At 66.8% G+C, this 25,791-nt stretch carries 28 protein-coding genes; 21 read left to right on the top strand and 7 right to left on the bottom strand.

Annotated elements, in window-relative coordinates:
• The first annotated feature begins 111 nt into the window (after window positions 1-111).
• The gene (locus tag AC1DYK_RS12420; RefSeq protein ID WP_478166583.1) at window positions 112-462 is read left to right on the top strand and encodes a DUF2845 domain-containing protein; all 351 of its coding nucleotides are present in this window, start codon (window positions 112-114) and stop codon (window positions 460-462) included.
• Between the two features lie 124 nt (window positions 463-586).
• On the opposite strand, the gene AC1DYK_RS12415 is transcribed toward AC1DYK_RS12420, so the two are convergent.
• Window positions 587-1,576, bottom strand: coding sequence for a tripartite tricarboxylate transporter substrate binding protein (locus AC1DYK_RS12415; RefSeq protein WP_478166582.1), 990 nt, complete (start codon window positions 1,574-1,576; stop codon window positions 587-589).
• A 93-nt stretch (window positions 1,577-1,669) separates the two neighbouring features.
• Here AC1DYK_RS12415 and AC1DYK_RS12410 point away from each other — a divergent pair, with 93 nt between their 5' ends.
• The 9 genes from AC1DYK_RS12410 to AC1DYK_RS12370 all read left to right on the top strand — a co-directional run bounded on the left by AC1DYK_RS12410 (window position 1,670) and on the right by AC1DYK_RS12370 (window position 12,107).
• Window positions 1,670-2,761 carry a LacI family DNA-binding transcriptional regulator gene (locus AC1DYK_RS12410; protein ID WP_478166581.1) on the top strand — a complete coding sequence of 364 codons (1,092 nt, stop codon included), beginning with the start codon at window positions 1,670-1,672 and terminating at the stop codon, window positions 2,759-2,761.
• Between the two features lie 178 nt (window positions 2,762-2,939).
• Window positions 2,940-4,001, top strand: a complete 1,062-nt coding sequence (locus AC1DYK_RS12405) for a LacI family DNA-binding transcriptional regulator (RefSeq protein WP_478166580.1) — start codon at window positions 2,940-2,942, stop codon at window positions 3,999-4,001.
• Between the two features lie 52 nt (window positions 4,002-4,053).
• Entirely contained in the window at window positions 4,054-6,246 is a 2,193-nt protein-coding gene (locus AC1DYK_RS12400) for an ADP-ribosylglycohydrolase family protein (RefSeq protein WP_478166579.1), read from the top strand.
• The gene (locus AC1DYK_RS12395) at window positions 6,243-7,643 is read left to right on the top strand and encodes an ATP-binding protein (protein WP_478166578.1); all 1,401 of its coding nucleotides are present in this window, start codon (window positions 6,243-6,245) and stop codon (window positions 7,641-7,643) included. Before AC1DYK_RS12400 ends, AC1DYK_RS12395 begins: the two co-directional genes overlap by 4 nt.
• Before the next feature lie 61 nt (window positions 7,644-7,704).
• Window positions 7,705-9,168, top strand: coding sequence for an ATP-binding protein (locus tag AC1DYK_RS12390; protein WP_478166577.1), 1,464 nt, complete (start codon window positions 7,705-7,707; stop codon window positions 9,166-9,168).
• Window positions 9,165-9,635, top strand: coding sequence for an ATP-binding protein (locus AC1DYK_RS12385; RefSeq protein WP_478166576.1), 471 nt, complete (start codon window positions 9,165-9,167; stop codon window positions 9,633-9,635). Before AC1DYK_RS12390 ends, AC1DYK_RS12385 begins: the two co-directional genes overlap by 4 nt.
• Before the next feature lie 15 nt (window positions 9,636-9,650).
• A complete protein-coding gene (locus AC1DYK_RS12380) occupies window positions 9,651-9,995 on the top strand; it encodes an STAS domain-containing protein (RefSeq protein ID WP_478166575.1) in 345 nt (114 codons plus the stop codon).
• Window positions 9,992-10,879 (top strand): patatin-like phospholipase family protein, encoded by an 888-nt coding sequence (locus AC1DYK_RS12375; RefSeq protein WP_478166574.1) that lies wholly within the window; start codon window positions 9,992-9,994, stop codon window positions 10,877-10,879. The genes AC1DYK_RS12380 and AC1DYK_RS12375 overlap by 4 nt, the downstream gene beginning before the upstream one ends.
• Window positions 10,842-12,107, top strand: a complete 1,266-nt coding sequence (locus AC1DYK_RS12370; RefSeq protein WP_478166573.1) for a PP2C family protein-serine/threonine phosphatase — start codon at window positions 10,842-10,844, stop codon at window positions 12,105-12,107. The genes AC1DYK_RS12375 and AC1DYK_RS12370 overlap by 38 nt, the downstream gene beginning before the upstream one ends.
• 35 nt (window positions 12,108-12,142) lie before the next feature.
• On the opposite strand, the gene AC1DYK_RS12365 is transcribed toward AC1DYK_RS12370, so the two are convergent.
• Both AC1DYK_RS12365 and AC1DYK_RS12360 read right to left on the bottom strand, forming a co-directional pair.
• A complete protein-coding gene (locus AC1DYK_RS12365; protein ID WP_478166572.1) occupies window positions 12,143-12,724 on the bottom strand; it encodes a BPSL1445 family SYLF domain-containing lipoprotein in 582 nt (193 codons plus the stop codon).
• Between the two features lie 98 nt (window positions 12,725-12,822).
• Window positions 12,823-13,185 carry a hypothetical protein gene (locus AC1DYK_RS12360; protein WP_478166571.1) on the bottom strand — a complete coding sequence of 121 codons (363 nt, stop codon included), beginning with the start codon at window positions 13,183-13,185 and terminating at the stop codon, window positions 12,823-12,825.
• 273 nt (window positions 13,186-13,458) lie between these two features.
• On the opposite strand from AC1DYK_RS12360, the gene AC1DYK_RS12355 reads away from it, so the two are divergent.
• The 9 genes from AC1DYK_RS12355 (at window position 13,459) to AC1DYK_RS12315 (ending at window position 20,634) form a co-directional block, all read left to right on the top strand.
• Window positions 13,459-14,307, top strand: coding sequence for a DUF2092 domain-containing protein (locus AC1DYK_RS12355; RefSeq protein WP_478166570.1), 849 nt, complete (start codon window positions 13,459-13,461; stop codon window positions 14,305-14,307).
• Between the two features lie 31 nt (window positions 14,308-14,338).
• A complete protein-coding gene (locus AC1DYK_RS12350; RefSeq protein ID WP_478091745.1) occupies window positions 14,339-14,932 on the top strand; it encodes a hypothetical protein in 594 nt (197 codons plus the stop codon).
• A gap of 26 nt (window positions 14,933-14,958) precedes the next feature.
• On the top strand, window positions 14,959-15,717 hold the full coding sequence (locus tag AC1DYK_RS12345) for a hypothetical protein (RefSeq protein ID WP_478166569.1): 759 nt from the start codon (window positions 14,959-14,961) through the stop codon (window positions 15,715-15,717).
• Between the two features lie 47 nt (window positions 15,718-15,764).
• Window positions 15,765-16,178, top strand: coding sequence for a YidH family protein (locus AC1DYK_RS12340; RefSeq protein WP_478166568.1), 414 nt, complete (start codon window positions 15,765-15,767; stop codon window positions 16,176-16,178).
• A 12-nt stretch (window positions 16,179-16,190) separates the two neighbouring features.
• Window positions 16,191-16,589 (top strand): hypothetical protein, encoded by a 399-nt coding sequence (locus AC1DYK_RS12335; RefSeq protein ID WP_478166567.1) that lies wholly within the window; start codon window positions 16,191-16,193, stop codon window positions 16,587-16,589.
• A gap of 63 nt (window positions 16,590-16,652) precedes the next feature.
• On the top strand, window positions 16,653-18,143 hold the full coding sequence (locus tag AC1DYK_RS12330) for an arylsulfatase (RefSeq protein WP_478166566.1): 1,491 nt from the start codon (window positions 16,653-16,655) through the stop codon (window positions 18,141-18,143).
• Between the two features lie 202 nt (window positions 18,144-18,345).
• Window positions 18,346-19,347, top strand: coding sequence for a cysteine synthase A (locus tag AC1DYK_RS12325; protein ID WP_478166694.1), 1,002 nt, complete (start codon window positions 18,346-18,348; stop codon window positions 19,345-19,347).
• A gap of 784 nt (window positions 19,348-20,131) precedes the next feature.
• Window positions 20,132-20,338: a hypothetical protein gene (locus AC1DYK_RS12320; RefSeq protein WP_478093228.1), complete on the top strand. Its 207-nt coding sequence runs from the start codon at window positions 20,132-20,134 to the stop codon at window positions 20,336-20,338.
• A 47-nt stretch (window positions 20,339-20,385) separates the two neighbouring features.
• Window positions 20,386-20,634: a hypothetical protein gene (locus AC1DYK_RS12315; protein ID WP_478166565.1), complete on the top strand. Its 249-nt coding sequence runs from the start codon at window positions 20,386-20,388 to the stop codon at window positions 20,632-20,634.
• Window positions 20,635-20,957: 323 nt separating this feature from the next.
• Here AC1DYK_RS12315 and AC1DYK_RS12310 read toward each other — a convergent pair whose 3' ends face one another.
• Window positions 20,958-21,548 carry a hypothetical protein gene (locus AC1DYK_RS12310; RefSeq protein WP_478166564.1) on the bottom strand — a complete coding sequence of 197 codons (591 nt, stop codon included), beginning with the start codon at window positions 21,546-21,548 and terminating at the stop codon, window positions 20,958-20,960.
• A gap of 309 nt (window positions 21,549-21,857) precedes the next feature.
• Here AC1DYK_RS12310 and AC1DYK_RS12305 point away from each other — a divergent pair, with 309 nt between their 5' ends.
• Complete coding sequence (locus AC1DYK_RS12305; RefSeq protein WP_478166563.1) at window positions 21,858-22,190, top strand: cell envelope biogenesis protein TolA; 333 nt, start codon at window positions 21,858-21,860, stop codon at window positions 22,188-22,190.
• Window positions 22,191-22,202: 12 nt separating this feature from the next.
• Here the strand turns inward: AC1DYK_RS12305 and AC1DYK_RS12300 are convergent, their stop codons facing one another.
• Entirely contained in the window at window positions 22,203-23,729 is a 1,527-nt protein-coding gene (locus tag AC1DYK_RS12300) for a coniferyl aldehyde dehydrogenase (protein WP_478166562.1), read from the bottom strand.
• Between the two features lie 138 nt (window positions 23,730-23,867).
• Here AC1DYK_RS12300 and AC1DYK_RS12295 point away from each other — a divergent pair, with 138 nt between their 5' ends.
• Entirely contained in the window at window positions 23,868-24,947 is a 1,080-nt protein-coding gene (locus AC1DYK_RS12295; RefSeq protein ID WP_478166561.1) for an AraC family transcriptional regulator, read from the top strand.
• 13 nt (window positions 24,948-24,960) lie between these two features.
• Here the strand turns inward: AC1DYK_RS12295 and AC1DYK_RS12290 are convergent, their stop codons facing one another.
• Window positions 24,961-25,272 carry a hypothetical protein gene (locus AC1DYK_RS12290; protein WP_478166560.1) on the bottom strand — a complete coding sequence of 104 codons (312 nt, stop codon included), beginning with the start codon at window positions 25,270-25,272 and terminating at the stop codon, window positions 24,961-24,963.
• A gap of 130 nt (window positions 25,273-25,402) precedes the next feature.
• Window positions 25,403-25,791 (bottom strand): response regulator transcription factor (locus AC1DYK_RS12285; protein ID WP_478166559.1); only part of this gene is annotated, 389 nt, incomplete at its 5' end.

Raw genomic sequence — 25,791 nt, 5'->3', positions numbered from 1 at the left:
CTGCTCGAACGCCACCACGACCCCATCGAGAAAATCCGGCTCCGCAGCCGCAAGGCGTATCCGCTGCTCACGCGAGCGGATACAGTCGGAGTCAAACAACCCAACAACACCATGCGCCTCCTCGCCGCCGCCATCCTCCTCCTGGCCGCCATGCACCCGGGCGCCGCGTCCGCGCAGTCGTTGAACTGCGGCGGCGGGCTCTTCGGCGTTGGGGACTCCAAGATCTCGGTCGTGCAGCGGTGCGGCGAGCCGATGTACAAGGAAGCCATCTGCGTACCGCGCCCGGAGATGGTCTGGATGCCGTCGAACTACCCCGGCGCCCCGGCCCAGCAGGTCGTCGTGCAGCAATGTGTGCCGATGGAAGACTGGACCTACTATCGCGGCCAGGGCAACTTCATGAGCATCGCGCGCTTCTACAACGGCACCATCGAGTCCGCGCGCGACGGCATCAGGGCGCCCTGACGGCCGGGCCGCCGCTCCAAAGGGGACTTCGTACGAGGCGCTGTTGGCAGGGGCGATCACTGCCCTCGAAGAGCGCCTTGGTGTTTGCGGATCGCGCCGGGGCCGGCTGAAGCCGGCTCGACGACTACATGGGCTCGACGCGCGCCGCCTTTGCCAGCGCCTGTAGCTTCACGCCGTCTGCGGCGTAGAAGCGTGCGGCGTCGACCAGCGACATCGGGGAGGGCACGGCACCCCCGGCGGCATCGATGGCCTTGCGTACGTCCGAGTTGCCGAGCGCGTCCGTGACGACCTTGTGCAGCTGCACACTGGCGCTTTCGCTCATCGCGGCCGGCACCAGTACACCAACCCAGATGCTCGGGCGACCGACGGCAGGCGCCGATCTGCTTTCATCGAAGGTCGCGGCGGCAGGGAACCGGGCGAGCCGCTGCGCAGACGTGACGCCCAGCACCTTCATCTTGCCGCCAGCGACCATGCTTCCCAGAAGTGCGTCCACGGGCAGGATCGTGAAGTCGATGATGCCGCCCTGAAGGTCGTTCAACATGGGCAGGCCGCCACGGTAGGGCACGTGCGTGGCCTCGATGCCCGTGGTGGACAGCAACATCTCCGTCACGAGGTGGAACAATGAGCCCTGGCCTGTACTGCCGTAGCTCAAGGGCCTGTCGCCAGCGTGGCGCGCCAGTGCGACGAGTTCGTCCAGGTTGTTCGCGGGCAAGTCGCTGCGCGCGTACAGCGCCAACGGCGAATCGTTGATCAGGCCCAAGAGCCGGAAGTCCCTGGGTTTGTATCGGACGGAGCGCAGGGTGAGCGGTGCGAGTACGGTCTCGGAGGGCGACCCCACGAAGAGCGTGGTGCCGTCGGGCGCGGCCGCCAGCAAGCGGCTGGCGGCGATGGAGCCGCTCGCTCCGGTGACGTTCTCCACCACCGCGACACGCCCAAGCCCCTGGCCCAGCGCCGGAGCGACGGCGCGCGCGAATACATCCGTGATGCCGCCCGCGGGTTGCGCCACGAGGATGGTGAGATTGCCGCCGCGGGTCTGGGCGCGAAGGCGGGGGGCGACTGTGAGCGAAGCGGTGCCCAGGCCCGACAGTGCGAATGCGCGACGCGAGATGTTCATCGTGGAAACTGTGTTCGGGGCATCATCCGGACCGATGCCCCGCAGCCTTCGAACCTGGAGCAAGTTGATACGTATTATGGATGGCGATCAAGCATGAAGAATCGAACGACCGGCAAGTCAGCGCCCGCTGAGGCCAGTCCTCCGGCGGCCTCCGTCAGCAAGGCCAGGGCGCCCACGATGTCCCTGCGACGGCCCACGCAGCGCGACATCGCCGTTGCGACGGGCATGTCGCAAACCGCCGTGTCCCTGGTGCTCAACCACGTGGAGCCGTGCACGGTGTCCGGGGAGGCGCGCGAACGCATACTGCAGACCGCCGAGCGGCTCGGTTATGTCCCCAACCGCATGGCCCGGAATCTTCAGTCTGCGCGCACGCGCACGCTGGCTTGCATCGTTCCGGACATCACGAACCCGATCTATCCGTCCCTGGTGCGGGGGTTCCAGTCCGCCGCCGACGCGGCGGGATACGACACCATGATCTTCGACACCGACGGCACCCTCGAGCGCGAGCAGCGGGCGCTGCGGTGGCTGTCGCAGGGGCATGTGGACGGCGTGCTGGCGCTGTTCTTCCACATCGACGAAGCCGAGCTGCTGGAGGCCGTGCGCGGGCGCATTGCCGTGGTTCTGGTGGAAAGCGAGGCCAGGCCGGCCCGCGACGACATCGACAAGGTCTATATCGACAACGCGGCGGCGTCGCAGGCCATGACGCAGGTCCTGATCGACAAGGGGCACCGACGCATCGCCATGCTGTCCTGCCCGAAAGGCCCGGGGGCGGAGCGCCAACGCGGCTTTCAGGCCGCCATGCAGCAAGCCGGGCTGGTGGCCTGCAGCATCGTCGCCGATGACTTCACACAAGCCGCAGGCGCGCGCGCCATGGCCACCGAACTGGCTGGCGACTTCCCATGCAGCGCCGTGTTCGCGGCCAACGACCTCCTGGCCATCGGCGCCATGGCAGCGCTGCGCGCGGCAGGGCGACGTATTCCCGACGACGTCGCGGTGGCCGGCTTCGACGACATTCCCTCCGCGCAATTGCTGCATCCGGCGTTGACCACGGTGCGCCGATCCGAACAGGCCATTGGCCGCTTTGCAGCCGAGTTGCTGATCGCACGCTTGGACGGCCCCGATGCGGACAGGCCGGGTCGCGCCTTCGAACTGCCTTTCCAGCTGGTCCTGCGCGATTCAGCCTAGGCCTGTAAACAGGCCCTGATCCAGCTCGCGGACGTTGCATTGCATACCTTGGATGTAATAATACGTATTATGTCCCCGACGAAGTCCGCAAAGTCCCGCGTCCCGGCCGTGTCTACGGGGCCCGACGACGCTCGGGCGGCTGCACTTATAGTCGTCGCAGATGACAAGGAAATCGCGGATGGCAGCAGGCACGGGGGGGGCCGAGCCGGACCCCACGGGCAAGAGGCCGCGGGTGCCGCTTCGCCGGCCGACGCAGCAAGATATCGCGGCGGCCACCGGCCTGTCGCAGACCGCGGTCTCGCTGGTGCTTCGACATGGCGACGTGCCGGCGGTCTCGGCGGATGCCCGCGAGCGCATCCTGGAAGCCGCGCAGCGCCTCGGCTATGTGCCGAACCGCATCGCTCAGAACCTGCAGGCGACCCGCTCGCACACGCTCGCGTGCATCGTCCCGGACATCACGAACCCCACCTATCCGGCGATGGTGCGCGGCTTCCAGGCGGTGTCCGAGGCGGCCGGCTACGACGTGATGGTCTTCGACACCGATGGCAGTCCGGAGCGCGAGCGCAAGGCGCTGCGCTGGCTGCTGCAGGGCCATGTCGACGGCGTGCTCGCGTCGTTCTTCCATGTGGCCGAAGCGGAGCTGGCCGGCCTGGCCAAGCGCGGCACCGCGCTCGTGCTGATCGGAAGCCCGGTGCGCAAGGCGTCGACGCCGATCGACAAGCTCTATGTCGACAACGCGGGTGCCGCCCGGGCCATGACGCAGGCGCTCATCGCCAAGGGGCACCGGCACATCGCGATGGTCTCGCCCGCGCTCGGGCCGGGCGAGGAACGGCGCCGGGGCTACCGCAGTGCGATGAAGGATGCGGGGCTGCGCCCGATCGAGATCCCGGCCGACGGCTTCGTGCAGGAGGACGGCGTACGGGCGATGACGGCATTCCTCGCGCAACGGCCGCGCTGCAGCGCGGTGTTCGCGGCCAACGACCTGCTCGCGATCGGCGCGATGGCGGCGATCCGCGCTGTCGGCCTGCGCATCCCGGAGGATATTGCGGTGGCCGGCTTCGACGACATTCCGGCCGCGACGCTGATGTTTCCGACGCTGACGACGGTGCACCGCTTCGAGCCGGCGGTGGGCCGCATGGCCGCCGAAATGTTGATTGCCCGGCTCGACGAGAACGCGGCCGAGCGCCCGGGCCGCAGCATCGAAATGCCCTACCAGCTGGTGATGCGCGACTCGACCTGACCCTTGTCGGCCGGCCGGCCGCCCTTCCCGTGAGAAGAAGGGCGATATCGCGATGAGACAAGTCGGGGAGATTCCCCATGACTATGCCGAACGCGTCTACAGCGGCGTGCTCGGCAAGTTGATCGGCGTCTACCTCGGGCGGCCGTTCGAAGGCTGGTCCTATGAAGACATCGCGGCCAAGCTCGGCGACATCCGCTACTACGTCCACGACCGCGAGGGCGTGGCGCTGCGCAACAACCTGCTGGTCGTCACCGACGACGACATTGCCGGCACCTTCGTGTTCGCGCGGGCACTCGAGGACCATGGCTACACGTCCGAACTGAGCGCGCGGCAGGTCGGCCAGACCTGGCTCAACTACATCGTCAGGGAGCGTTCGGTGCTGTGGTGGGGCGGCCCGGGCAACTCGACCGAGCACACCGCGTTCATGCGCCTGGACTCGGGCGTGCCCGCGCCGCAGAGCGGTTCGATCGCGATGAATGGCAAGGCCGCAGCCGAGCAGATCGGCGCGCAGATCTTCATCGACGGCTGGGCGATGGCCGCCCCGGGCAACCCGGCGCTCGCCGCCAGGCTGGCCGGCCAGGCGGCGCGTGTCAGCCACGACGGCATCGCGGTTCACGCGGCGCAGTTGATCGCGGCCATGGAGGCGCAGGCCTTCGTCGAGCGCGACATGGACCAGCTGATCGACACCGGCCTGGCCGCGATACCGGCCGATTCGACCATCCGCAAGGTGGTCGACGATGTGCGCCGCTGGCACGCGCAAGACGCGGCCAAGGACTGGCGTTCGACGCGCGAGCGCATCGCCGCGCAATACGGCTACGACCGCTTCGAGGGGCTGTGCCATGTCGTGCCCAACCATGCATTGGTCATCCTGTCGCTGCTCTACGGCCAGCACAGCTTCGACGAGGCGCTGTCGATCTCGTGCACCGCCGGCTGGGACACCGACTGCAACGCCGGCAACGTCGGCTGTCTGATGGGCCTACGCGGCGGGCTGGACGGCATCGACCACGGTGCCGACTGGCGCGGCCCGGTCGCCGACCGGATGTACCTGTCCGCCGGCGACGGAGGCGGCGCGATCACCGACGCGGTGCAGGAAAGCTGGCGCCTGATCGACGCCGGTCACCGCCTCGCCGGCGCCAGCGCCCCCGCCCGGCCCAAGGACGGCGCGCGCTTCAGCTTCGCGTTCCCCGGCAGCGTGCAGGGCTTTCACGTCAGCGCCGGCGACCCGAGCCTGGTGCACCCGCTGGCGCTGCGGAACGTCGCGGTCGACGACGGCCGTGCGCTCGAGGTGCGTTACGCCGCGCTGAGCACGGGCCGCGTGGCGCGCATCAGCACGCCGACCTTCATCCACCCCGAGGTGTTCGGCATGCCGGCCTACGAGCTGGTGGCCTGCCCGACGCTGTACCCGGGCCAGCACCTGCGCGCCAGCGTCTCGGCAGCGACCGACAACACCGCGTCGGTCCGGGTCGCACTGAGCCTGGGCCACTACGACGCCCACGACCGTTTCGTGACGATCTCCGGCCCGAGCGTGCTGTTGCAACCCGGCGGTCAGGCCGAGCTGCGCTGGACCGTGCCCGACCTGAAGGGGCTGCCGACCTATGACATCGGCCTGGAACTGCAATCGCCAGTCGCGCGCGTCGACGGCCGCGTGCTGCTGCACGCGCTGGACTGGAAGGGCGCCCCGGAGCTGGTGTTGCGCCGCCCCGAAGGCCCGGGCCGGATGTGGTTCAAGGCCTGGGCCGACGCGGCAACGCACTTCACGTGCAGCCCGCGCTGGGAGGCGTTCCGGCTGTCGCAGTCGGACGGCGTCGGCATGGTCACGCAGGGCACGCGCGACTGGCAAGACTACGCCGTCGAGTCGACCGTGACGCCGCATCTGGGCCACAGCTGGGGCCTGCTCGCACGCGTCCAGGGATTGAGGCGCTGGTATGGGCTGGTGTTCGACCGCGGCGTCGGCACGGGCAGCGCCGACGGCGATCGTGTCAGCCTGGTGCGGATGCGCGACACGCCGCAGACGCTCGCGAGCGCGCCGTTCGCGTGGCGCGCCGCGCGCCCCTGCAAGCTCAGGATCGAGGTGCTCGGCACGACGCTGCGCGCCTGGGTCGACGACAGCCTGCTGTTCACGGTCGGTGATGCCGGCCCCGAGGCGCTGAACACCGGCGGCATCGGCCTCATGTGCGACACGGGCGCGCTGTCGACCGACGAAGTCATCGTCCGGACGCTCCGACCCATCACGACACCGACATGACCACTCTCGCCGATACCGCCTTGCAAGACCTTCCACCCCCGGGCTCGCCCCGTCGAGTGCACCCCACCGTGCGCCTGGACTACGGCCTGCGCGTGCTGGGGCAGGGCTTCTTCGGCGCGGTGGCGCTCTCGGTGTTGCAGCTGCGGGCCATGCCCGTCGGCGTCCTGGTGCTGATCTGCGGCACGGCCTTGCTGTGGCCGCATCTGGCATATCTGGTGGCGAGCCGCGCGCGCGACAGCAAGGCCGCCGAGCGGCGGAACTTGCTGGTCGACAGCTTCTTCATGGGCGCGTTCACGCTGCTGACCGGCCTCGATCTGTGGATCTGCGTGGTGTCCTTCACCGCCATCAACGCCGCCAACCTGAGCATCGGCGGCCTGCGCCTGGGTTTGATCGGCGCCGGGTGCTTCGTGCTCGGGATCCTGACCATGGGGCTCTACGCCGGGTTCGACGTGTTGCCGGTGCCGCTGCTGGCGCACGCGATGACGGCGCTCGCCGTCATTACCTACACCTCCGCGTTCGGCCTGGCGTCTCATTTCCAGACGCGCCAGGCCATTGGCGCCAAGCGGGAGGTTCACGCGCGCAACCGGGTCATCGAGCAGCAGAAGGCGGATCTCGAGCAGGCCCGCGCGATCGCCGAGCGGGCCCGCGAGCAGGCAGAGGCAGCGAACCGCACCAAGAGCGCCTTCCTGGCGAACATGAGCCACGAGCTGCGCACGCCGCTCAATGCCGTGATCGGCTATACCGAAATGCTGGAGGAAGACTTCGCCGATCGCGGCGAGACCGACACCTCGCTCGCCGACCTGGGCCGCATCAAGGGGGCCGCGCGGCATCTGCTGCAGATGATCAACGATGTGCTCGATCTCTCGAAGATCGAAGCGGACAAGATCGAATTGCATGTCGAGACCTTCGAACTGGCCGAACTGCTGGACCAGGTGGTCTCGACCACTCAGCCCCTGCTTGCGGTCAACCGCAACAGCCTGGAAGTGCAATGCGCGCAGGGGGTGGGCCCGGTGCAGTCGGACTTGACGAAGCTGCGACAGGTGCTGATCAACCTGGTGTCGAACGCGGCCAAGTTCACCAGCGACGGCAGCATCTCGATCAAGACCACCGGCGGCCTCGACGCGGGCGGCCAATCCATCGTGGTGTTCGAGGTCAGCGACACCGGCATCGGCATGACCCCTTCGCAGCTGGGCCGGCTGTTCCAGCCCTTCGTGCAGGCTGATTCCGAGACGACGCGAAAGTACGGCGGCACGGGCCTGGGCTTGGCCATCAGCCGCCGTCTGTGCCGCCTGCTGGGCGGCGACGTGACCGCCGTCAGCACGCCCGGCGAGGGCAGCCAGTTTCGCGCGGCGGTGCTCGCGACCTTGCCTCTCGTCGACCACGCCGCCGCGGATTGACATGGCGAAGATCCTGCTAGATCGAACTCGAGCGATTGCTGGCGAAGATCGAGGGTCTCCTGTGACGGCGCTGCCCGCCATGCCCTCGGCCACGGGCGTCGCTTCCGCTCCCGATTCGCCGGGCCCGGCCAACAACGAGGGTTCGGCCGCGCCACGACGCCTGTACGGCGGCGTGCGCGTGAACTACCCGGTGCGCATCGGCGCCCATCTGGCCGCCGGCCTGTTGCTCGGCTCGGTGTTCACGACGCAGCCGCCGATCGCGCTGTGGGGAGCGGTGGTGGTGATGCTGACATGGCCGCATCTCGCCTACCGGCTGAGCTGCCGTGCCGTCGACAGCCGGCGCGCAGAGATGCGCGCCTTGCTGGTCGACTCGTTCCTGATGGGCGCCTACGGTGGACTCTCGGGCTTCAACCCGTGGATCATCGTCGCCCTGGGGGGCGCCATGTATGCATCGAATTTCGGTTCAGGCGGGGCGCGCCACGCGCTGCGCGGCCTGATGGCCATGGCGATCGGCATCCTGACGGGCGCCGCCGCCACAGGCTTCGAAGTCCGTCCGGACACCTCGTTGCTGACCATCTCGTTGTCGGCCGTGGCCGCGGCCCTCTACCTGTCGCTCTTCGGCCATGCGATTCACGCCGAATCGCTGCGCACCGCCAGGACGCGCGCGGCATTGGAAGAGCGCAATCGCGAGATCGAAGCCCAGGCCTTGCACCTCGAACAAGCGCGACAGGAGGCGGAGTCGGCCAACAAGGCCAAGAGCGCCTTCATGGCGAACATGAGCCATGAGCTGCGAACGCCGCTCAACGCCGTGATCGGCTACGCCGAGCTGCTCGAAGACGAACTGGCCGACGGCACGCCGCCCGCGGCCCGCGCCGACCTGGGCCGCATCAAGCATGCGGCGAAGGATCTGCTGTCGATGATCAACGCCGTGCTCGACCTGACCCGGCTCGACGCCAGCCAGGTCCAGCTCAACCTCGAAGACTGCGACCTGCGCGGCTTGCTGTCGTCCGTCGAGGCCGCCGCGCAGCCGATGCTGATGGCCAACGGGAATCGCATGCGGGTCGACATCCAGCCGGACCTGGCGCTGGTCCATGTGGATGCGCTGCGCCTGCGGCAAGTGCTGATCGCGCTGGTGTCCAACGCGGCCAAGTTCACGGCCCACGGGAACGTGCAGCTGCGTGCTTCCACGCGCGAGCGACAGCCCGGCGTGCTGGAAGTGCGCTTCGATGTCGAAGACACCGGCATCGGCCTGAGCCCGGCGGAGATCGGCAAGCTCTTTCAGCCATTCCTGCAGGCCGACGAGGGCACGACGCGCGCCTTCGGCGGCAGCGGCCTGGGCTTGGCGATCAGCCGCCGCCTGTGTCGCCTGATGGGCGGAGACATCGAGGTGGCGAGCACGCCCGGCGCGGGCTCCTGCTTCACCGTCCGGCTGCCTCAGCCGGTCCCCTCGCAGCGGCCGGAGACGCTGCTGGAAGACGCGCCCAAGCCACCGCCGGCGGGCGCAGCATCGGAGCGCAGGGCATGACGGACCCGCGCACCGTGCCCGCTGGCGCGATCGATCGCATCGCGTGCGGCGCCGAACTCGCCAACCTGCCGGCGCTGCTGGCCCTGGTTGCCGCCATGTGCAGTCGCGAGCGGATCGACGACCCGACGCGCCATGACCTTCAGCTCATCGTCGAGGAGGCCTGCGTCAACGTCATGCACCACGCCTATCCGGCAGGCCAGGGCGGCCCGCTGAGCCTGGGGGTCCGTGTCGTGCATGAGGGCGGTTCACGCCGCATCGAGTTGACGCTGGAAGACCGGGGCAGGCCGTTCGACCCGCTGTCGGTAGCGCCTGTGGACGCCTCCGCCGGGGTCGAGGCGCGCGCGCCGGGCGGCTTGGGGGTGCACCTGATCCGCCAACTCTCCGACCGCCAGCACTACCAACGCCACCCGCTCCGAGGCAACGTCCTCACCATCGAAAAAGACCTGATGCCGCCCGCATCGCACTGACCCTGGAGAAAGCACATGCAGATCGCCATCACACAACACGACACCATATTCGTCCTGGCCATCACAGGCAGCGTCGACAGCTTCAACGCCGACGAATTGACCCAGCTCTTTGCGGAGTCGATTTCCCGGGGCAACGTACGTCTGGTGGCCGATTTCTCGCTGGTGAACTACACCAGCAGCGCCGGCCTGAGGTCCCTGCTTGGCACCGTCAAGAGCTGTCGCCTCGCCGGCGGCGACCTGCGTGTGGCTGCGGTGCAGCCTCAGGTCAAGCGGGTGCTCGAGATTTCCGGCTTCACCAGCATTCTCAACATCTTCCCCGACGTGCGCCACGCGGTGGAGAGCTTCGCGGAGGCCGCATGAAACGCGCGCCGATTCAGGGGCCTGCGGTCACGCTGGTGATCGGCTCGGGCAGCGTCAAGTGCGCGGCCGCCATCGGTGTGGTCAAGGCGCTCACCGACGCGGGCATAGGCATCGACCGCGTGGTCGGCTGCAGCGGCGGCGCCTTGTTCGCGGCCGGAGTGGCCCTCGGTTTCGACGCCGCCAGGATGACGGACATCACCCTGCGTACCTGGACCCGCAAGATGACTTCCAAGCGCAGCAACATGGGCGTTCTGCGCCTTCTCGCACCCAAGCTCTTCGGTTTTCGGCCGGACAGTTTCGGCTTGCGCGACGATGGCCCGATGCTCGCGGCCTTCCGCGACGTGTTCGGGCAACGGCGCATCGAGGACACGCCGATTCCACTCCACATCACGGCCACCGACTTCCTGAACGGCGAACTGGTCGACATCACGCGTGGCGACCTGGTCGATGCGATTCGCGCCAGCGTGTCGCTGCCCCTGGCGTTCAAGCCCGTGAAGCTGGACGGCCGGCTTTTGATCGACGGCTATCTGGCCGACCCGCTGCCGATCAGCGTGGCGATGAAGAACGGCAGCCGCGTGATCGTCGCGGTGGGCTTCGAGAGCCCGTACCAGGACAACATCCGCAGTGCCGGGCGCTTTGCGGCCCAGCTCAGCGCGATCCTCGCGAACAATCTGCTCAAGTCGCGCCTGGCCTTCCAGAGCGCGGCACACCACTCGGAGCTGATCCTGATCCTGCCGCAGTTCAAGCAACGCGTGCGCCTGTTCGACACCGACAAGGTGCCCCACATCATCGAAGAGGGCGAGCAAGCCGCCTTGCAGCAGATGCCCTACCTTCACGCGCTGCTCGATGCCAACCGCGAACGCCTCGAAGCTGTCGCAGCCTGAGGGCGCGGCCGACATCATGGGGGCCCATGGCATGCTTTCCAAGCTGACGCCGACGGAGCATGTGGAACGCCCGATGCGCATCCTGGTCGTCGACGACCTCGAGCTCAATCGCGACCTCCTGGCACGCCGCGTCCAACGCCTGGGCCACGAGGCGGGCATCGCCGTCAACGGACGCGATGCACTCGACAAGCTGCATCAGCAGGACTGGGACCTGGTGCTGCTGGACATCACCATGCCCGAGATGGACGGCTACGAAACCCTGCGCCGCATCCGGGCCGAACCCCTGACGGCGCAGTTGCCCGTGGTGATGGTCTCGGCCATCGACGAGAGCGAGAGCGTCGTGCGTTGCCTCGAGCTGGGGGCCGACGACTACCTGCCCAAGCCCTTCAACCCCGTGGTGCTGCAGGCGCGTGTCGAGTCGTCGCTGGCCAAGAAGCGCCTGCAGGATCAAAAGAGCCAGCTGCTGCAGGCGCTCTCACGCGAATTGGAGATCGGCCAGCGGATCCAGCAGGGCTTCCTGCCCGCGGAGCTGCCGAGCCTGGCGGGATGGTCGCTGGGCGCCAGCTGTACGCCGGCCCGACAGGTCGGCGGCGACTTCTACGATGCCTATTCGCTGCCCGGAGGCGCGCTCGCTCTGGTGGTCGCCGACGTGTGCGACAAGGGCGTGGGTGCTGCGCTCTACATGGCGCTGTTCCGCACGCTGCTGCGCGCGATGGCCTGCCAGGCGACGCTCGAGGAGGAACCTCCCGCGACGCTCGTGCGCAGCGTGGCGTTCGCCAATGACTACATCGCCACCGTACACGGGCACGAGAACATGTTCGCCACCTTGTTCTTCGCACTGCTGGAGCCCGACAGCGGGCGCATGCACTACCTCAATGCCGGCCATGAAGCGCCGTTCGTGCAGCAGGCCGAAGGCGGCACCATCACGCGGCTCGACATCACGGGGCCGGCGGTGGGGCTGCTGGCCGGAAAACGCTGCACGGTTCAGACCTTCACGATGCAGCCCGGTGCCAGGCTGCTCCTGTACACCGATGGGGCCTCCGAGGCGCGGGGCGTGTCGGGGCCCTTTGGCGAAGAGGCACTCGGGCACGCGCTCGCCCGCCAAGCCGGCTCTGCGCAGGAAACGGTCGACAGCGTGCGCACGCAACTGGCGGAGCATGTGGGCGCGTTCGAGGCGCATGACGATGTGACGCTGTTCTGTCTGGCGCGTGGAACCGCGGGGTCATGAACACGCCCGCTGCGCTTCGTCACACGCTAAACGCATCACAGGTTGATCCTGCTGATCTTGGCTCCTTGCAGCGAGACGCCGGCCTCGAGCCCCACGTTGGTCAGCACGAATCCGACCACGGGCTGTTGAAACGTGTTGGTGTCGATGTTGCCAGTGGCGCCAAGAGTCGCGAGCGCGACGGTGGCGTCGGCGCCCGCGGTCCAGCCACTGCTGCTGCGAAACTTGTCCAGCGAATCCCTCGTGTTGAAGACGTAGATGACCGCCTTGGATTGCGCGCCCGCCTGGAACCCGAGCGAACCCAGGGTGGTGCTGTAGTACGACTCGGTACGGCCGGCCACGCGCAGCGCGCCACGACCGTATTCGGCCCCCACGCCGAAACTCGCCCCGACCACGGCGGGAAACACGAGCACGCCGTTGGCCTTCGCCACCATCTCGCGCGAGCCCGGCACGCTGGCATACAACTTGGACAATGCGGCATCCACCTGGGCCTCCATGGAGGCGCGCGCCGACGCGGTGCTCGACGTGTCTCCAGGCCGCGTCGTCGTGCAACCGACGAACGCGACACTCGCCAAGACGACCGAGGCGACGCTCAGGACTGATCGATGAATGGAACGCATGATCGACTCCTTTCCACACGACATCACTGGGCGAATTCAGGCCTCGGCCCGGGCAATCAGGATGGTTCCAGTGTCGAGCTTGCAGGAACGCGCCTGTCTTATTGCCCTTTTCGCCTGCGGGGCGAATCCCGTTCCCGAGGCAACGGAAAAAGCCAACTCATCGGTCGCAACAGTGCACGCCACTGTTCGACGAACTGTGCATGGGCCTGCATGGCCATTCGCTCGAACGCGCTGCCGTCGAGTTCGCCGTCGAACCGCCGCGAGACGAGATGTCCGTCAGTCAAACGGGTCGTCCGGGCGCTGATGCGGGTCCGGCCGGCGGAGCTTGTTACCTTTGTGACAGACCAGGTGAAGCTTCCGAAGGTCGCGGGGCGGGGGGGCTCGACGACTTCCCACTCGCCAGGCTGCGCCGCCCCGGGAAGCGCAGCATCGCTCTTGACTGCGATGGATCGCTTGTTCATGAGAAAGCCCCTCATTGAATGTTAGAGATGGTATCCAATGCGGGCCGCTTTTGCATGATCGCCGCGCGTGGCCCCGATCCGGCATTCTGGAACTCGCGTTTCGGGCGGCCATCCCGGCGGCCACGTATGCCACGTACGTGCGCGCGGGACCACGTACGTGGGAGTAGGTGGCCGCCCGGCTGGATTTGCCGCACAGGCGCTTCCACAATGATCGCGCCACGCCGACGCATGTCGCTGCGCGGGGGCAAGGAAGCGCCACGGAAGGAGATTTCAGTGAAAAGCCGATTTCAGATCCTCGCCAAGGTGTTGCTGCTGGCCGCGAGCCTGAGCTTCGTCATTGGGGCGAATGGCCAGGGCGCCCCGGCCAAGGCTTCCACGTCCCAGGGCAAGTCGGCCAAGTCGGCCCCCGAGCTGGAAGCCAAGGTGATGGATATGTTGCGTGCAATGAGCAACGCCCTCACCGCACCGTCGTCGATGGCGTTCACTGCCGTTGCAACCTATGAAAGCCCCACCAGAATCGGCCCGCCGCTGGCCTTCACGACGAGCTCCGAAGTCCTGGTGCAGCGGCCGAACAAGCTGCGGGTGATCACGGGCGGCGAGGGCAAGGTGTCGGAGTACTACTACGACGGCAAGACCTTCACCGCCTTCGCGCCCTCCGAGAATCTGGTCGCCGTGGCGCCCGCGCCGCCCACCATCGATGCCATGCTCGAGGCGGCATTCAAGGATGCCGCGATCTACTTTCCCTTCGCCGATGTGTTGGGCGCCGATCCTTTCAAGAACCTCACCGAAGGCCTGACCAAGGCCTTCTACGTCGGCCCCTCCACGGCGGTCGGCGGCACCGCGACCGATGTGGTGGCAGTGGCCAGCGACGAACTGTTCATGCAGATCTGGATCGGCGCCGACGACAAGCTGCCGCGCAGGTTGCGTGCCACCTACCGCGGCGACCCGCTTCTGCTGCGCCACCAGGTGGATCTCTCGAACTGGAAGCTCGACCCGGTCGTGGCGGCGGAGGCCTTCGCCTCGGTCAACGCGGCCAACGCGAGGAAGATTCCGTTCGCCGCGCCGCAGCCGCCCGCGGCGGCCGCCAAGGCCAGGACCGGCAAGGCGGGCAAGGCGCCCTGAAGGACGCGGAAGGACGCTCGAGATGAAACCGATGACAACCATCCTTCCCTGGCTCGCCGCGGCGCTGCTGGCCACGGGATTCCACACCTCCGCCTCGGCCTGGGCGCGGGCGAACGCCTGGGGTGGTCGCACGATGGGCGGATTCGGCGGCTTCACCCACGACAACGCGTTCGGCGGCAGCACCTCGCACAGCTGGTACGGCGGAACCACCCACACCAACCGCTACGGGGGAACCACCACCGGCGCCTACGGCATGGGGGCCGTGCACACCACGGCCGGCGGCTTCACGACCTACCGCCCACCGGCCTACGGCTATGGAGGCTATGCGCCGTACTACCGGCCGGTGGGCGTGCCGTACTACCACCCGGGCTGCTATTACGACTGCGGCGCTGCGGTCGCTGCGGGTGCCGCCGTCGGGCTGGCGGCGGGCGCGGTGGCCGGCGCTGCGTTGGCGCGGGCCAGCACGCTGCCGGCCTACCCCTTGGGCGCCAACTTCTCCACGCTGCCGACAGGCGCGGTCTATGTGGATCGTGCCGGTGTCACCTACTACCAGGTCGGCAACTCCTGGTTCAGGCCCTCGTTCGGCGCCAACGGCGTGTACTACAGCGTGGTCCCGGCGCCCTGAATTCGAACCATCGATCGGTCAACACCATGTGCAAATCGACGTACTCGCGCTCCCTGAAGAATGCCGGCGGACTGGCCGCGGCGCTGACCTGTCTCTCGGCCGCCGGGCAGACGGTCCTGCCGGCCGATGCATGGCAGTTCGAGTTCATTCCGTACCTCTGGGCGGCCGGCGTTTCGTCGGACCTTCGCTTCGGCCTGACGCCCCGGAGCACCACGCACGTGAGTTCCTCGAGCGTGCTGGGCGCACTCGATTTCGGCGCGATGGGTACGCTCGAGGCCCGCAAGGGCCCCTGGGGTGCGCTGCTCGACATGCAATACGTGAAGCTCGGCGTCTCCCGGCAGCCGACCTTCGGCGCCCCTTTGGGTCTGGACGTCGATTACGAGCAGCAGATCTACACCCTGGCCGGCCTCTATCGGGTGTTCGACAGCGCCGTCGCAGTCGATGTCCTGGCGGGCGGGCGCTACGTGAACGCCAAGACCGATTTGAATATTGCCCCGAACCTGCCCGGCCCCGGGCTCCACGATTCGATCAGCTTCTGGAACGGCATCATCGGCGCGCGCGTGATCGCGCCGATCAACGACAAGTGGTCGCTGCTTGGCTACCTCGACACGGGCTGGGGAAGTTCGACGTCGAGCTGGGAAGCCATCGCGGGAGCCAGCTACCAGTACTCCACCACCGTCTCGTTCAAGTTCGGCTACCGCTACCTGAGTTTCAAGAGTGACGACGGGCTCCTCAGCAAGGTGGCGCTCGGCGGCTTGTTCGCGGGTGCCGGTTTCAAGTTCTGACCGAACCGGCGATGGACACGAAAGACAGTTCCCCAACGCCTCCGACGGTGAAGCCGGAAACGGGCACGCCGCCGGCGAAGACATCCGGCGAACTGGCGCAGTTCAACACCGAACTGGCCGTCGAACGGACCATCATGGCTGCGGACCGATCGCTCATGGCATGGGTGAGGACGGCTCTTTCCATGATCAGCTTCGGCTTCACCATCTACAAGGTCATCGAGGGGCTCCAGCACGAAGCTGCCCACACCATCAAGGCCGAGATGCCACGCGACATGGGCCTGTTCCTCACCGGCCTGGGCACCGTGGCCATGGTGATGGGAACGATCGAGTACTGGCTGCGGCTCAAGCACCTGCGCGAGAACAGCCGGCTTCGCATCATGCAGCCTTCCTTGGTGATGGCGCTGGTCATGTCCGTGGCGGGACTGTTCATCTTTGCCGGCATCGCCTTCAGGCTGCTTTGAGGTGAATCGACCATGCGGGACGTGATGCTGGAAGTCTGGATGCGTATCTGGGACGACATCACGAGCGGCCGGCATGCGCCGCTGGCTTTCCGCTTCGTTCTCCAGCCGGCGGTTGCGGCCTTCTTCGCCTTCAGGGCCGGAAGGCAGGACGCGCGGGACGGGCGACCGCTCTACATGTGGGCGCTCATGCGCGACCGTGTGCAACGCAAGGCCCTGCTGCGCGAAGGCTGGCGGCACATCGGGAAGGTCTTCATCGTGGCCATCGTCATGGACGCCGTCTACCAGTTCATCTCGGTGCGCTGGGTCTATCCGGGCGAGGCCGTGATGGTCGCGGTGGTCCTGGCGGTCCTGCCTTATCTGGTATTTCGCAGCCTGGTGAATCTCATCCTGCGCCGGCGGCCGCATCTCTGACGCACATTCCCAGGAGCATTTTTTCGAGGTGACCTGGCGCCTCTCCAACGTTGAGGAAGAAGCATGACGACGAAGAAGCCTAACATCCTGATTCTCTGGGGCGATGACGTGGGTTGGTGGAACATCAGCTACAACAGCCGGGGTCAGATGGGCTATCGGACGCCCAACATCGACCGCGTCGCCAACGAGGGGGTCGCGTTCACCGACTATTACGCGCAGCAAAGCTGCACGGCGGGCCGGGCGGCGTTCATCACCGGCCAGAACCCCATCAGGACCGGCTTGACGAAGGTCGGCATGCCTGGCGCCGATGTCGGCCTGCACAAGGAAGACCCGACCATTGCCGAGATGCTGAAGCCGCATGGCTACACCTGCGGACAGTTCGGCAAGAACCACCTCGGCGACAAGGACGAGTACCTGCCCACGATGCATGGTTTCGACGAGTTCTTCGGCAATCTCTACCACCTCAACGCCGAAGAAGAGCCCGAGGATCCGGACTATCCGAAGGATCCCGCGTTCAAGAAGCGCTTCGGCCCGCGCGGCGTGCTGCATTGCCTGGCCGATGGCAAGGGCGGACAGACGATCGAGAACACCGGCGCGTTGACGAAGAAGCGCATGGAAACCATCGACGACGAAACGACCGGGAAGGCGCTCGAGTTCATCGACAAGTGCCACGCCGACGGCAAGCCCTTCTTCCTCTGGTACAACACGACGGCCATGCATTTCAGGACGCATTGCGCGGAAAAGCACAAGGGCAAGAGCGGCGGGCAGGGCGACTACAACGACGTGATGGTCGCGCACGACGAGCACATCGGGCAGATGCTCGACAAGCTCGACGAGCTGGGCATCGCCGACGACACGATCGTGATGTACTCCACCGACAACGGCCCGCACTACAACAGCTGGCCCGACGCCGGCATCACGCCCTACAGGGCCGAGAAGAACACCAACTGGGAAGGCGGCTGGCGCGTGCCGTGCTTCGTGCGCTGGCCCGGAAAGTTCAAGGCCGGCACGGTCATCAACGGCATCGTGTCGCACCAGGACTGGCTGCCGACGCTTCTGGCAGCGGCTGGCGAAGACGATGTCAAGGAGAAGCTGCTCGAAGGCTGCAAGGTCGGCGAGAAGAGCTTCAAGGTGCACATCGACGGCTACAACATGCTGCCGTACCTGAGCGGCCAGGTGCAGGAGAGYCCGMGGCAGTCGTTCTTCTACATCAGCGACGACGGGGACATCATGGCGATCCGCATGCACGACTGGAAGGTCGTGCTGATGGAGCAGCGCGCCAAGACGCTGCAGTGCTGGTTCGAGCCCTTCGTCAGGTACCGGGCACCCAAGATGTTCCATCTGCGCCGCGATCCGTTCGAGCGGGCCGACGAGAACTCGAACACCTACTGGGACTGGGTCATCTCGCACGCCTACATCGTCTACGCGATGCAGGGCGCGGTCGCGCAGCAGATGGAAGCGTTCGAGAAGTTTCCACCGCGCCAGAAGCCGGCCGCGTTCAACCTGGACGAACTCATGCGGAAATTGCAAGAATCCTCCAGCGCCGCGCATTGAAATGGCCCACCCCCGAAGCGGCTTCGGCGCCCGGGGTCGCTGACAGAGGCAGCGGCTCTTCAGGAGCCGCGGACCTCAGCCCCTCAATGGGCCGCGGGGCTGGCCGGGCCTGGGACGCCCGGCCAAAGACCTTTCCGCCGGTAGTCTGATGCGGGCCGCGCAAACCTGGAACGCCCGGACGCGCAGACTATCCACCTTCATCATGGACGTGCGTGAAAGCTTCATCCAGGCGGTGGGCCATACACCGCTCATCAGGTTGCGCAAGGCCTCCGAGCTGACCGGCTGCGCGATTCTCGGCAAGGCCGAGTTCATGAATCCCGGCGGATCGGTCAAGGATCGCGCAGCGCTCTATATCGTGCTCGATGCCGAAGCGCGCGGCGACCTGCAGCCGGGAGGCGTGATCGTCGAGGGCACGGCCGGCAACACCGGCATCGGCCTTGCGCTGGTGGGCAACGCCCGCGGGTACCGCACGGTGATCGTGATCCCACAGACACAGAGTCAGGAGAAGAAGGACGCGCTTCGCCTGTACGGAGCCGAGTTGCGCGAGGTGCCCGCGGTGCCCTACAGCGATCCGAACAACTACGTGCACGTGGCCGAACGCCTCGCGGCAGAGCTCGCGCACAGCGAGCCCCATGGCGTGCTCTATGCGAACCAGTGGGACAACCTGTCCAACCGGGATGGCCACGTCCGCTCGACCGGCCCTGAGATCTGGCAGCAGACGGACGGCCGGATCGACGGCTTCATCTGCTCGATCGGCACAGGCGGCACGCTGGCCGGCGTCGGCCAGTACCTGAAGGAACGCAAGCCGGGTGTCGTGATCGCCGCCGCCGATCCGATGGGCGCCGCGATGTACAACTACATCAAGCATGGCGAATTGCGCAGCACCGGCAGCTCGATCACCGAAGGCATCGGCCAGAGCCGCATCACGGGCAACCTGGAAGGCGCCTTGATGGACGACGCCTATCAGATCGAAGACCAGGAGGCGTTGCCGGTGCTGTTCGACCTGCTGCGGGAGGAAGGCCTGTGCCTGGGTGGCTCCAGCGGCATCAACGTGGCCGGCGCCATCCGCCTGGCGCGTGAGCTCGGGCCGGGCCACACGATCGTGACGATCCTGGCCGACGCCGGCACACGCTACCAGTCGAAGCTGTACAACCCCGCCTTCCTGCGCGAGAAGAATCTTCCGGTTCCGGCGTGGCTTGCGTGAACTGTTAGCCAAATCGCAGGCCTGATCGCCGGTGTTGCGATCGGGAACATTTATGGGGTGCCCGATGTCCAAATAAAGTTGGCTATCGGGAGCCGACCATGGCGAGAAGCGTGTTGCTCGTATACGAGGGCTATCGATTCCTCTGCTCGGCAGAGCGTCTGGACCGTGGCGTGTACCGGCCGGTCCTCGTGCGTCGGCTTGCTTGGCCAAGCGAAGGGCGAGTGTCTTTGCTGAGTGACGCCGATACTTGTCGAACCGAGGCGGAAGCCATCCGGCACGCCGAAGCGCAGGCCATGAAGTGGGTTCACGCTCGTACGGCCCATGCGGCAGTGCTGATTTGAAGCGGGCGAGGGTCATCGGTTCAGGCCTCCTCGAGGACGCTGCATGCGATGGCCCTTCTGCGGCTCGCCCCTACTTGCAACGTTGTCTGCGAAGGTCTAGGGTAGGCCGAACGTTTGGAGGTACCGCCTATGCCACGCGCTCGCAAGAACTCCCAACTTTCAGAAGACCCGAAGCTGGCTGCAGAGGACCCCTCGGCCCTGATTCCGCCGAGGGAACATCGCAACAGAGACATCGACACCGTGATGGCGACCGGAGGATCTGCGTCGGAAGAACACGTCGGCGAGCAGACGAACTCGAAGGAAGGGATGAGGCATTCATCCCAAACGGGAAGAACCTGACGAGGGCTTTCGACGAGTCTCATGGCCAGAAGGGCGCGCCCTCGGCGTCGACAGGCGGGTGGGGCGGTCTTTGATACGTCCGTCCTCTTCGTTGGAGGAAACACATGTCCGACACCAGCTTTGAACACCACGGCCACCAAGTCACGATCAACGTCTGGCCAACCGGCGCGCGCTGGAGTTGGTCGTACCAGATCGACGACCGGAAGACTGTTGACATTGCCGAGTCCGGTGCACGCTCGGAGGAAGAGGCGCTGATCGAGGCGAGGCACGAAGCCATCGCGGCGATCAAGGAGCTGGATGCTGGGCCGTAGGCTCGCGAAAGGAATGGAGAGCACCGCTCCGATGGAAGGAGGTGGAAATGGCGCCCGAAGGCATGCACCACGTACTGCTGGGCTATCTGAGACAAAAGGGAGCCGTGCAGTTTGTGATCGACGCTTGGGAGAGCGCGTGGTATCAGGCGCAGAGATTTCCTGATGAACCGCTGCCTTGCCCTGAGTGCTTCCTTGACGGCAGCCTTCAGCGCCTGGAACTGCTCCCCAGCGTAGGCCCCCTGGTCGTAGCGCGTTGCGAGGCCTGCCGCATCAAATTTGAGTTTTCCGGGCCCTGACATCACGCGTGCGCCGGCCTTGTGGCCGCGTGCGGCCGATGGCCTGCGCCAGCAGGAGCCCAGGCAGTGCCGCGCTTGCTGGGAGTGAGGTCGGCGACCCACTTAGCTGACTGGGCGCGCAACTTCGAGAGAGCGCGGCAGCGATGGCCGCCGCGCTGCGCCAGCTTGCGGCTCGACAGAAGGCTGCCGAAAAACCACAAGCCGCGCGCGACTAGAAATCGACCAAGCTCAGCTCAATGAGCACGCTGAAACTCAACACCACGTTCTCATAGGTTTTACGCCTCACGCTCAAGGAGGCGGGATCACGGCAGTGGTTGGTCCAGCTAGCCCTTCTTCACCACCACCGAAGTGGCGATCGCCTGCGTGATGGTCATCTTCATCTGGTCGCCGACCTTGACGCCACTGAGCATGGCCGGGTCCTTCAGCTTCACTTCGGTGAAGTGACCGAACGGACCCCGAACCATCACGGTGCCCTTGGCCTGATCGATCGCCCAGATGTTCGACACCAGCGTCGTCTGCTTCATCGCCGCCCCGCCGGGGAGCTGTCCGACCTGGGCGCGGTCGACGGCCGTCGTCGACGTCGCCATGCGGATCCCGCTGCCTGTCTGGAAGTCGAGCGCCACCGACTGGATGTAGGTGGCATCGACCATGTCGCCGACCTTGACCTGGGCCAGGTTCCGGACTCTCGGATCGACCATCACCGCGAATTCATTCCCCTCCGGTCCCTTGAGGGTCACGATGCGGTTCTTCGAGTCGATCGCGGTCACCTGCGCGGAGATCGAGACCTCTTTCATCATGTCCCGGACATCCAGCACCTTGGGTGAGGTTGAAGGCGTGCCCGACTGCGCCATGGCCGGCGGGGTGAAAGCCAGGGCCGAAGCCAACGCGAGAAGGGGGTAGTAGGCTGCTTTCATTTCACGTTTTCCTTTCACTTTCAGGAAGATCAGGTAGGCGGAACGCGTTCGCCACGCGGGACATCGACAAGCCGGGCATCCCTCGCAGTAATCCCTTGCACTCCGACCGCCGATTCTCACCGCTGCTGGGGCGCGCGCCATCCCGACGGCCACGCATGAACACGTACGTGGAGGTAGGTGGCCGCCGGGGTTGATTTGCCGTGTGGACGCTCCCAGAATGATTTCGCCAGACCCATCGCGGATGGCATGAGCCGGCATGAGATCTTCGTGGCAATGAGGCATCGATCAATCCCCACCGAGGAGCCCGGAATGAGCAAGATTCTCGCAACCCTGATCGCTGGCCTGTCCGTGGCAGGCGCCTACGCGCAAAACCCGCCGGGTGCATCGTCGCAGGAACAGGTCATCACCAACACCAAGCCGCAGGACCGCGCGCAGGACAAGGTCAATGCACGGCCGCAGGACAAAGTCAAGAAGGTCGGGGGTGACGAAGTGAATTCGCCCCTGAACGACAACATCGGCTCGGGCAAGGCGGCGGAAGCCGGCCAGTCGCGCGCCAACGCCCGCGAAGCCGCCAACCCGGGCAAGGCGCCAGGCCAGTACCAGGCCCCGCCCAACACGCCCGGCATGCCGCCCGCCAAGTAGGGCCGGGGATTTTCAGGTCCCGATCGTCTCGGTCCCGGCGCGGGCCGCATGCGCAGCGGCGGGCGCCCCGGCCGCCAGGCTGGCGTCTGCGCGCCCGACGAAGAACTTCAGCGCCAGTCGCTGCACGAGCGTGCCGTAGGGCGGGTAGAAGAGATCGATGGGGAACAGTCGCTGGCGCTTGAACACGGTCTTTGCGTGGGAGAGTTCGCGAAAGCCCTCCACGCCGTGGTAGGTGCCCATGCCCGAGTTGCCGATGCCGCCGAAGGGCGCGTCGTGGTTGACCACCTGCCAGCCCCAGTCGTTGATCGCGACGCCACCCGAATGCGTTCGGCGCAGCAGCGCGTCGCGCTCGGCTCGGTCATGGCTGAAGCAGTAGAGCGCCAGCGGACGGGGCCGGGCGTTGATGAAGGCGATGGCTTCGTCCATCGTGTCGTAGGGCACGACCGGCAGGATCGGGCCGAACAGCTCCTCCGACATCACCCGCATGTCGGGCGAGAGGCCGGTGATGATCTGAAGCGGCATCTGGCGGCCGTCCCCGGTGGGCATCGGCGCGCAGCTCACGACCGACGCCCCCTTGGCGCGGGCATCGGCCAGCAGGCCGCTCAGGCGCTGGTACTGCCGCTCGTTGACGATGGCCGTGTAGTCGGCGTTGCCCACCGTCGTGTGGTCGTAGAACTGCTTGAAGGTGCGCCGCACGGCGGCCACGAAAGCGTCGACATGCTCGCGCGGCACCAGCGCATAGTCGGGCGAGACGCAGATCTGGCCGCAGTTGGTCGACTTCCCGTGCGTGATGCGCTTGGCGGCGTCGGCGATCGGATAGTTGCGGGTGACGAGCGCCGGCGACTTGCCCCCCAGTTCGAGCGTGACCGGCGTGAGGTTGTCCGCGGCCGTGCGCATCACGACGCGGCCGATGGCCGGCGATCCGGTGAAGACGATATGGTTGAACGGCAGCGAGGTGAAGGCATTGGGGTCGACCAGTTCCTCGCCGACCACCGCCACCAGGTCCTCGGGGAACACTTCGCCGAGCATCCGCCTGAGCACTGCGTTGGTGGCCGGCGTGACCTCGGGCATCTTCACCATCACCCGGTTGCCGGCGGCCAGCGCGGCCGCCATGGGGCCCAGCGCCAGATAGACCGGAAAGTTCCAGGGCACGATCACGCCGACCACGCCCTTGGGCTGATAGACGACCTTGAGGCCGTTGCTGAGGAACAGCAGTTCCGTCGAGCGGCGGCTGGGCTTCATCCAGCGCCGCACATGCGAGATCGCATGGTTGAGTTCGAGCATCGAACCCAGCAGGTCGAGCATCTTCGATTCCGCTTCGGCGCGATAGCCGAAATCGCGGCTCATGGCCTCCGCGAGAAGATCCTGGTAGCGCGAAACCTGCTTCTTGAGCGAGCGCAGGTGCGCACGCCGCTGGTCCGCCTCCGGGAAGGGCGCCGCGGCAAAGGCGGCCTGCTGTGCAGCGAAGAGGCGTGCGACGCGTTCGCACGCGGGGTCGACGGCCGGCGCGGGGCGCGACGCGTTCAGGGTATGGCTCATGCGGTCTCCGGGTGATTGGATGGGCGCCCGGGTCGGCGCCGCCTGCGTCGATCTCGACTGTAGGCGGGCCGGGCCTCGGCGCCCAGGTTGCAGCTCGCCAGATTCGGGTGAAAATCTGCCAACCCTCCAAGCAGACCCGTGCCCAGCAAGTCCACTGCCCGCCCGTCCCCGGCCCTCTCGCCCCTGCTGCATCGCCACGGCCGCGGCGACCTCGACACGCCGACCGAGAGCACGCTGGGCCTGCCCGCGCTGGTCGAGACGATGGCGGCGCTGGGCGTCGACGCGGCTGCGGTGCTCGAAGGCACGGGGATCTCGCCGCTGGCCCTCACGGACCACAACGCGCGGTTGTCGCAGCGCCAGAAGGTGGCGCTGTTCGACAACGTGCAGCGCCTGTCGCCGGACCCGGCCATCGGCCTGCTGGCCGGGCAGCGGCAGCGGATTCCGGACTTTGGTGTCTTCGGCTATGTGCTGCTGAGCAGCGCGACCCTGGCCGATGCGGTGGCTTTCGGCATCCGGCACATCCGGCTCGCCGGACCTGTGCTCGAGAAAGGGTTCCGCATCGAGGGCGAACTGGCGATCTTCGAAGGGCGGGATGTGCTGGACCTCGGGCACCTGCTGCCGCTGGCGACGGAGTTCTGGTTCAGCTCGATCCTGACCTTGCTGGGGCGGGTGCTCGAGCGACCGTTCCAGCCGCGGCGCATGCTCTTGCCCTACGCGCCGCCGGCCTGTGCCAGCCGCTACCCGGAGATTCTGAATTGCCCCGTGAGCTTCGAGGCGAAGGTCATGCAGATGCAATTCGACGCCAGCCTGCTGGGGCTCCCGCTGCCCAACGCCAACCCCCTCACGGCCAGCCTCTCCACCGACTTCTGCGCCCGCATGCTCGAAGCCATCGGCGGCGAGGACGCCCTGGTCAAGTCGATCAAGGAAGCCTGCCTCAACCGTGGTGCGGGCGGCATGCCCCGGGCGGACGAGATGGCCAGCCGGCTGCACGTGTCGACGCGCACGCTGCATCGCCGCCTGGTCGATGCAGGCACGTGCTACCAGGACATCATCGACGGCATCCGCAAGCGCCTGGCCATCGAACTGCTCGAGCGCACGGAGCTGTCGGTGGACGAGATCGCGGAGCGCAGCGGCTTCGCCGATACGTCCAACTTCCGCAAGGCGTTCCGCAAGTGGACCGGCCAGACCCCGGCGTATTTCCGCGCGCCTCGGGGCTGAAGCGCTGGCGCGCCTACGGACCCGCGCGCGGGTAGGTGCCAGGAGGCAGGCACTTGCTGGAGCCGGTGACCACCAGCTTCGTGAAGCCGAAGTCTGACTTGACGGCGTAGTCCTTGCCTTTATGGGCGTCGCCCGGCTGCGTGCGGTGGCGAAACTTCTCGCCAGGGCAGCGACTGGACAGGAACTCGTTGCCCGAACGGCCGCCCGCCCGCCACGTGATCGTGGTGTCGCCGCTCACGTACGTGCCCTCGAAGTCATCGAAGGCCAGCGCGCTCGAACTCCACCCGCTCGCGAGGACCATCGCGGCAAGCAGCGGCTTCTTCAAACTCAAACGATGTCGTGACATAAGGCGTGCAAAGTGCAGGGCCATTCTATGGCGGGCCTGGCCGTTGTCTCCACCGCCTTCACCACGTACGTGGTTCCAAGTGGCTGCGGGGATGGCGGGCGGCGGCTGCTCATTCGTCCGGCGCATCGAGATTCAATCGCAGCAGATCGGTGATCGAATTCACCTTCAGCTTCTCGATCAACCGGCTGCGATGCTGCTCGACGGTGCGGTGACTGATCGCGAGCTCCTTGGCAATGACCTTGCTCGGCAAGCCCTTGAGCGCCAGCGACATCACCTCGCGTTCGCGATCGGTCAGGGCGGCGATCCGCTTGGCCAGGCCCTGATGCACATCGGCGACTGGCCCTGCCCGCATGCCGGCATCACGGCGCAAGGCCTCGTCGATCGCGTCCAGCAACTGCTGCTCGCGGTAGGGCTTCTGTACGAAGTCGACGGCCCCGTCCTTGACCGCCTTGACCGCCATCGTGATGTCGCCATGGCCGCTGATGAAGACGATACGAT

It is taken from the genome of Variovorax sp. P2_H12 (assembly GCF_056403395.1).
This window is presented reverse-complemented; position numbering and strand designations above follow the sequence as displayed.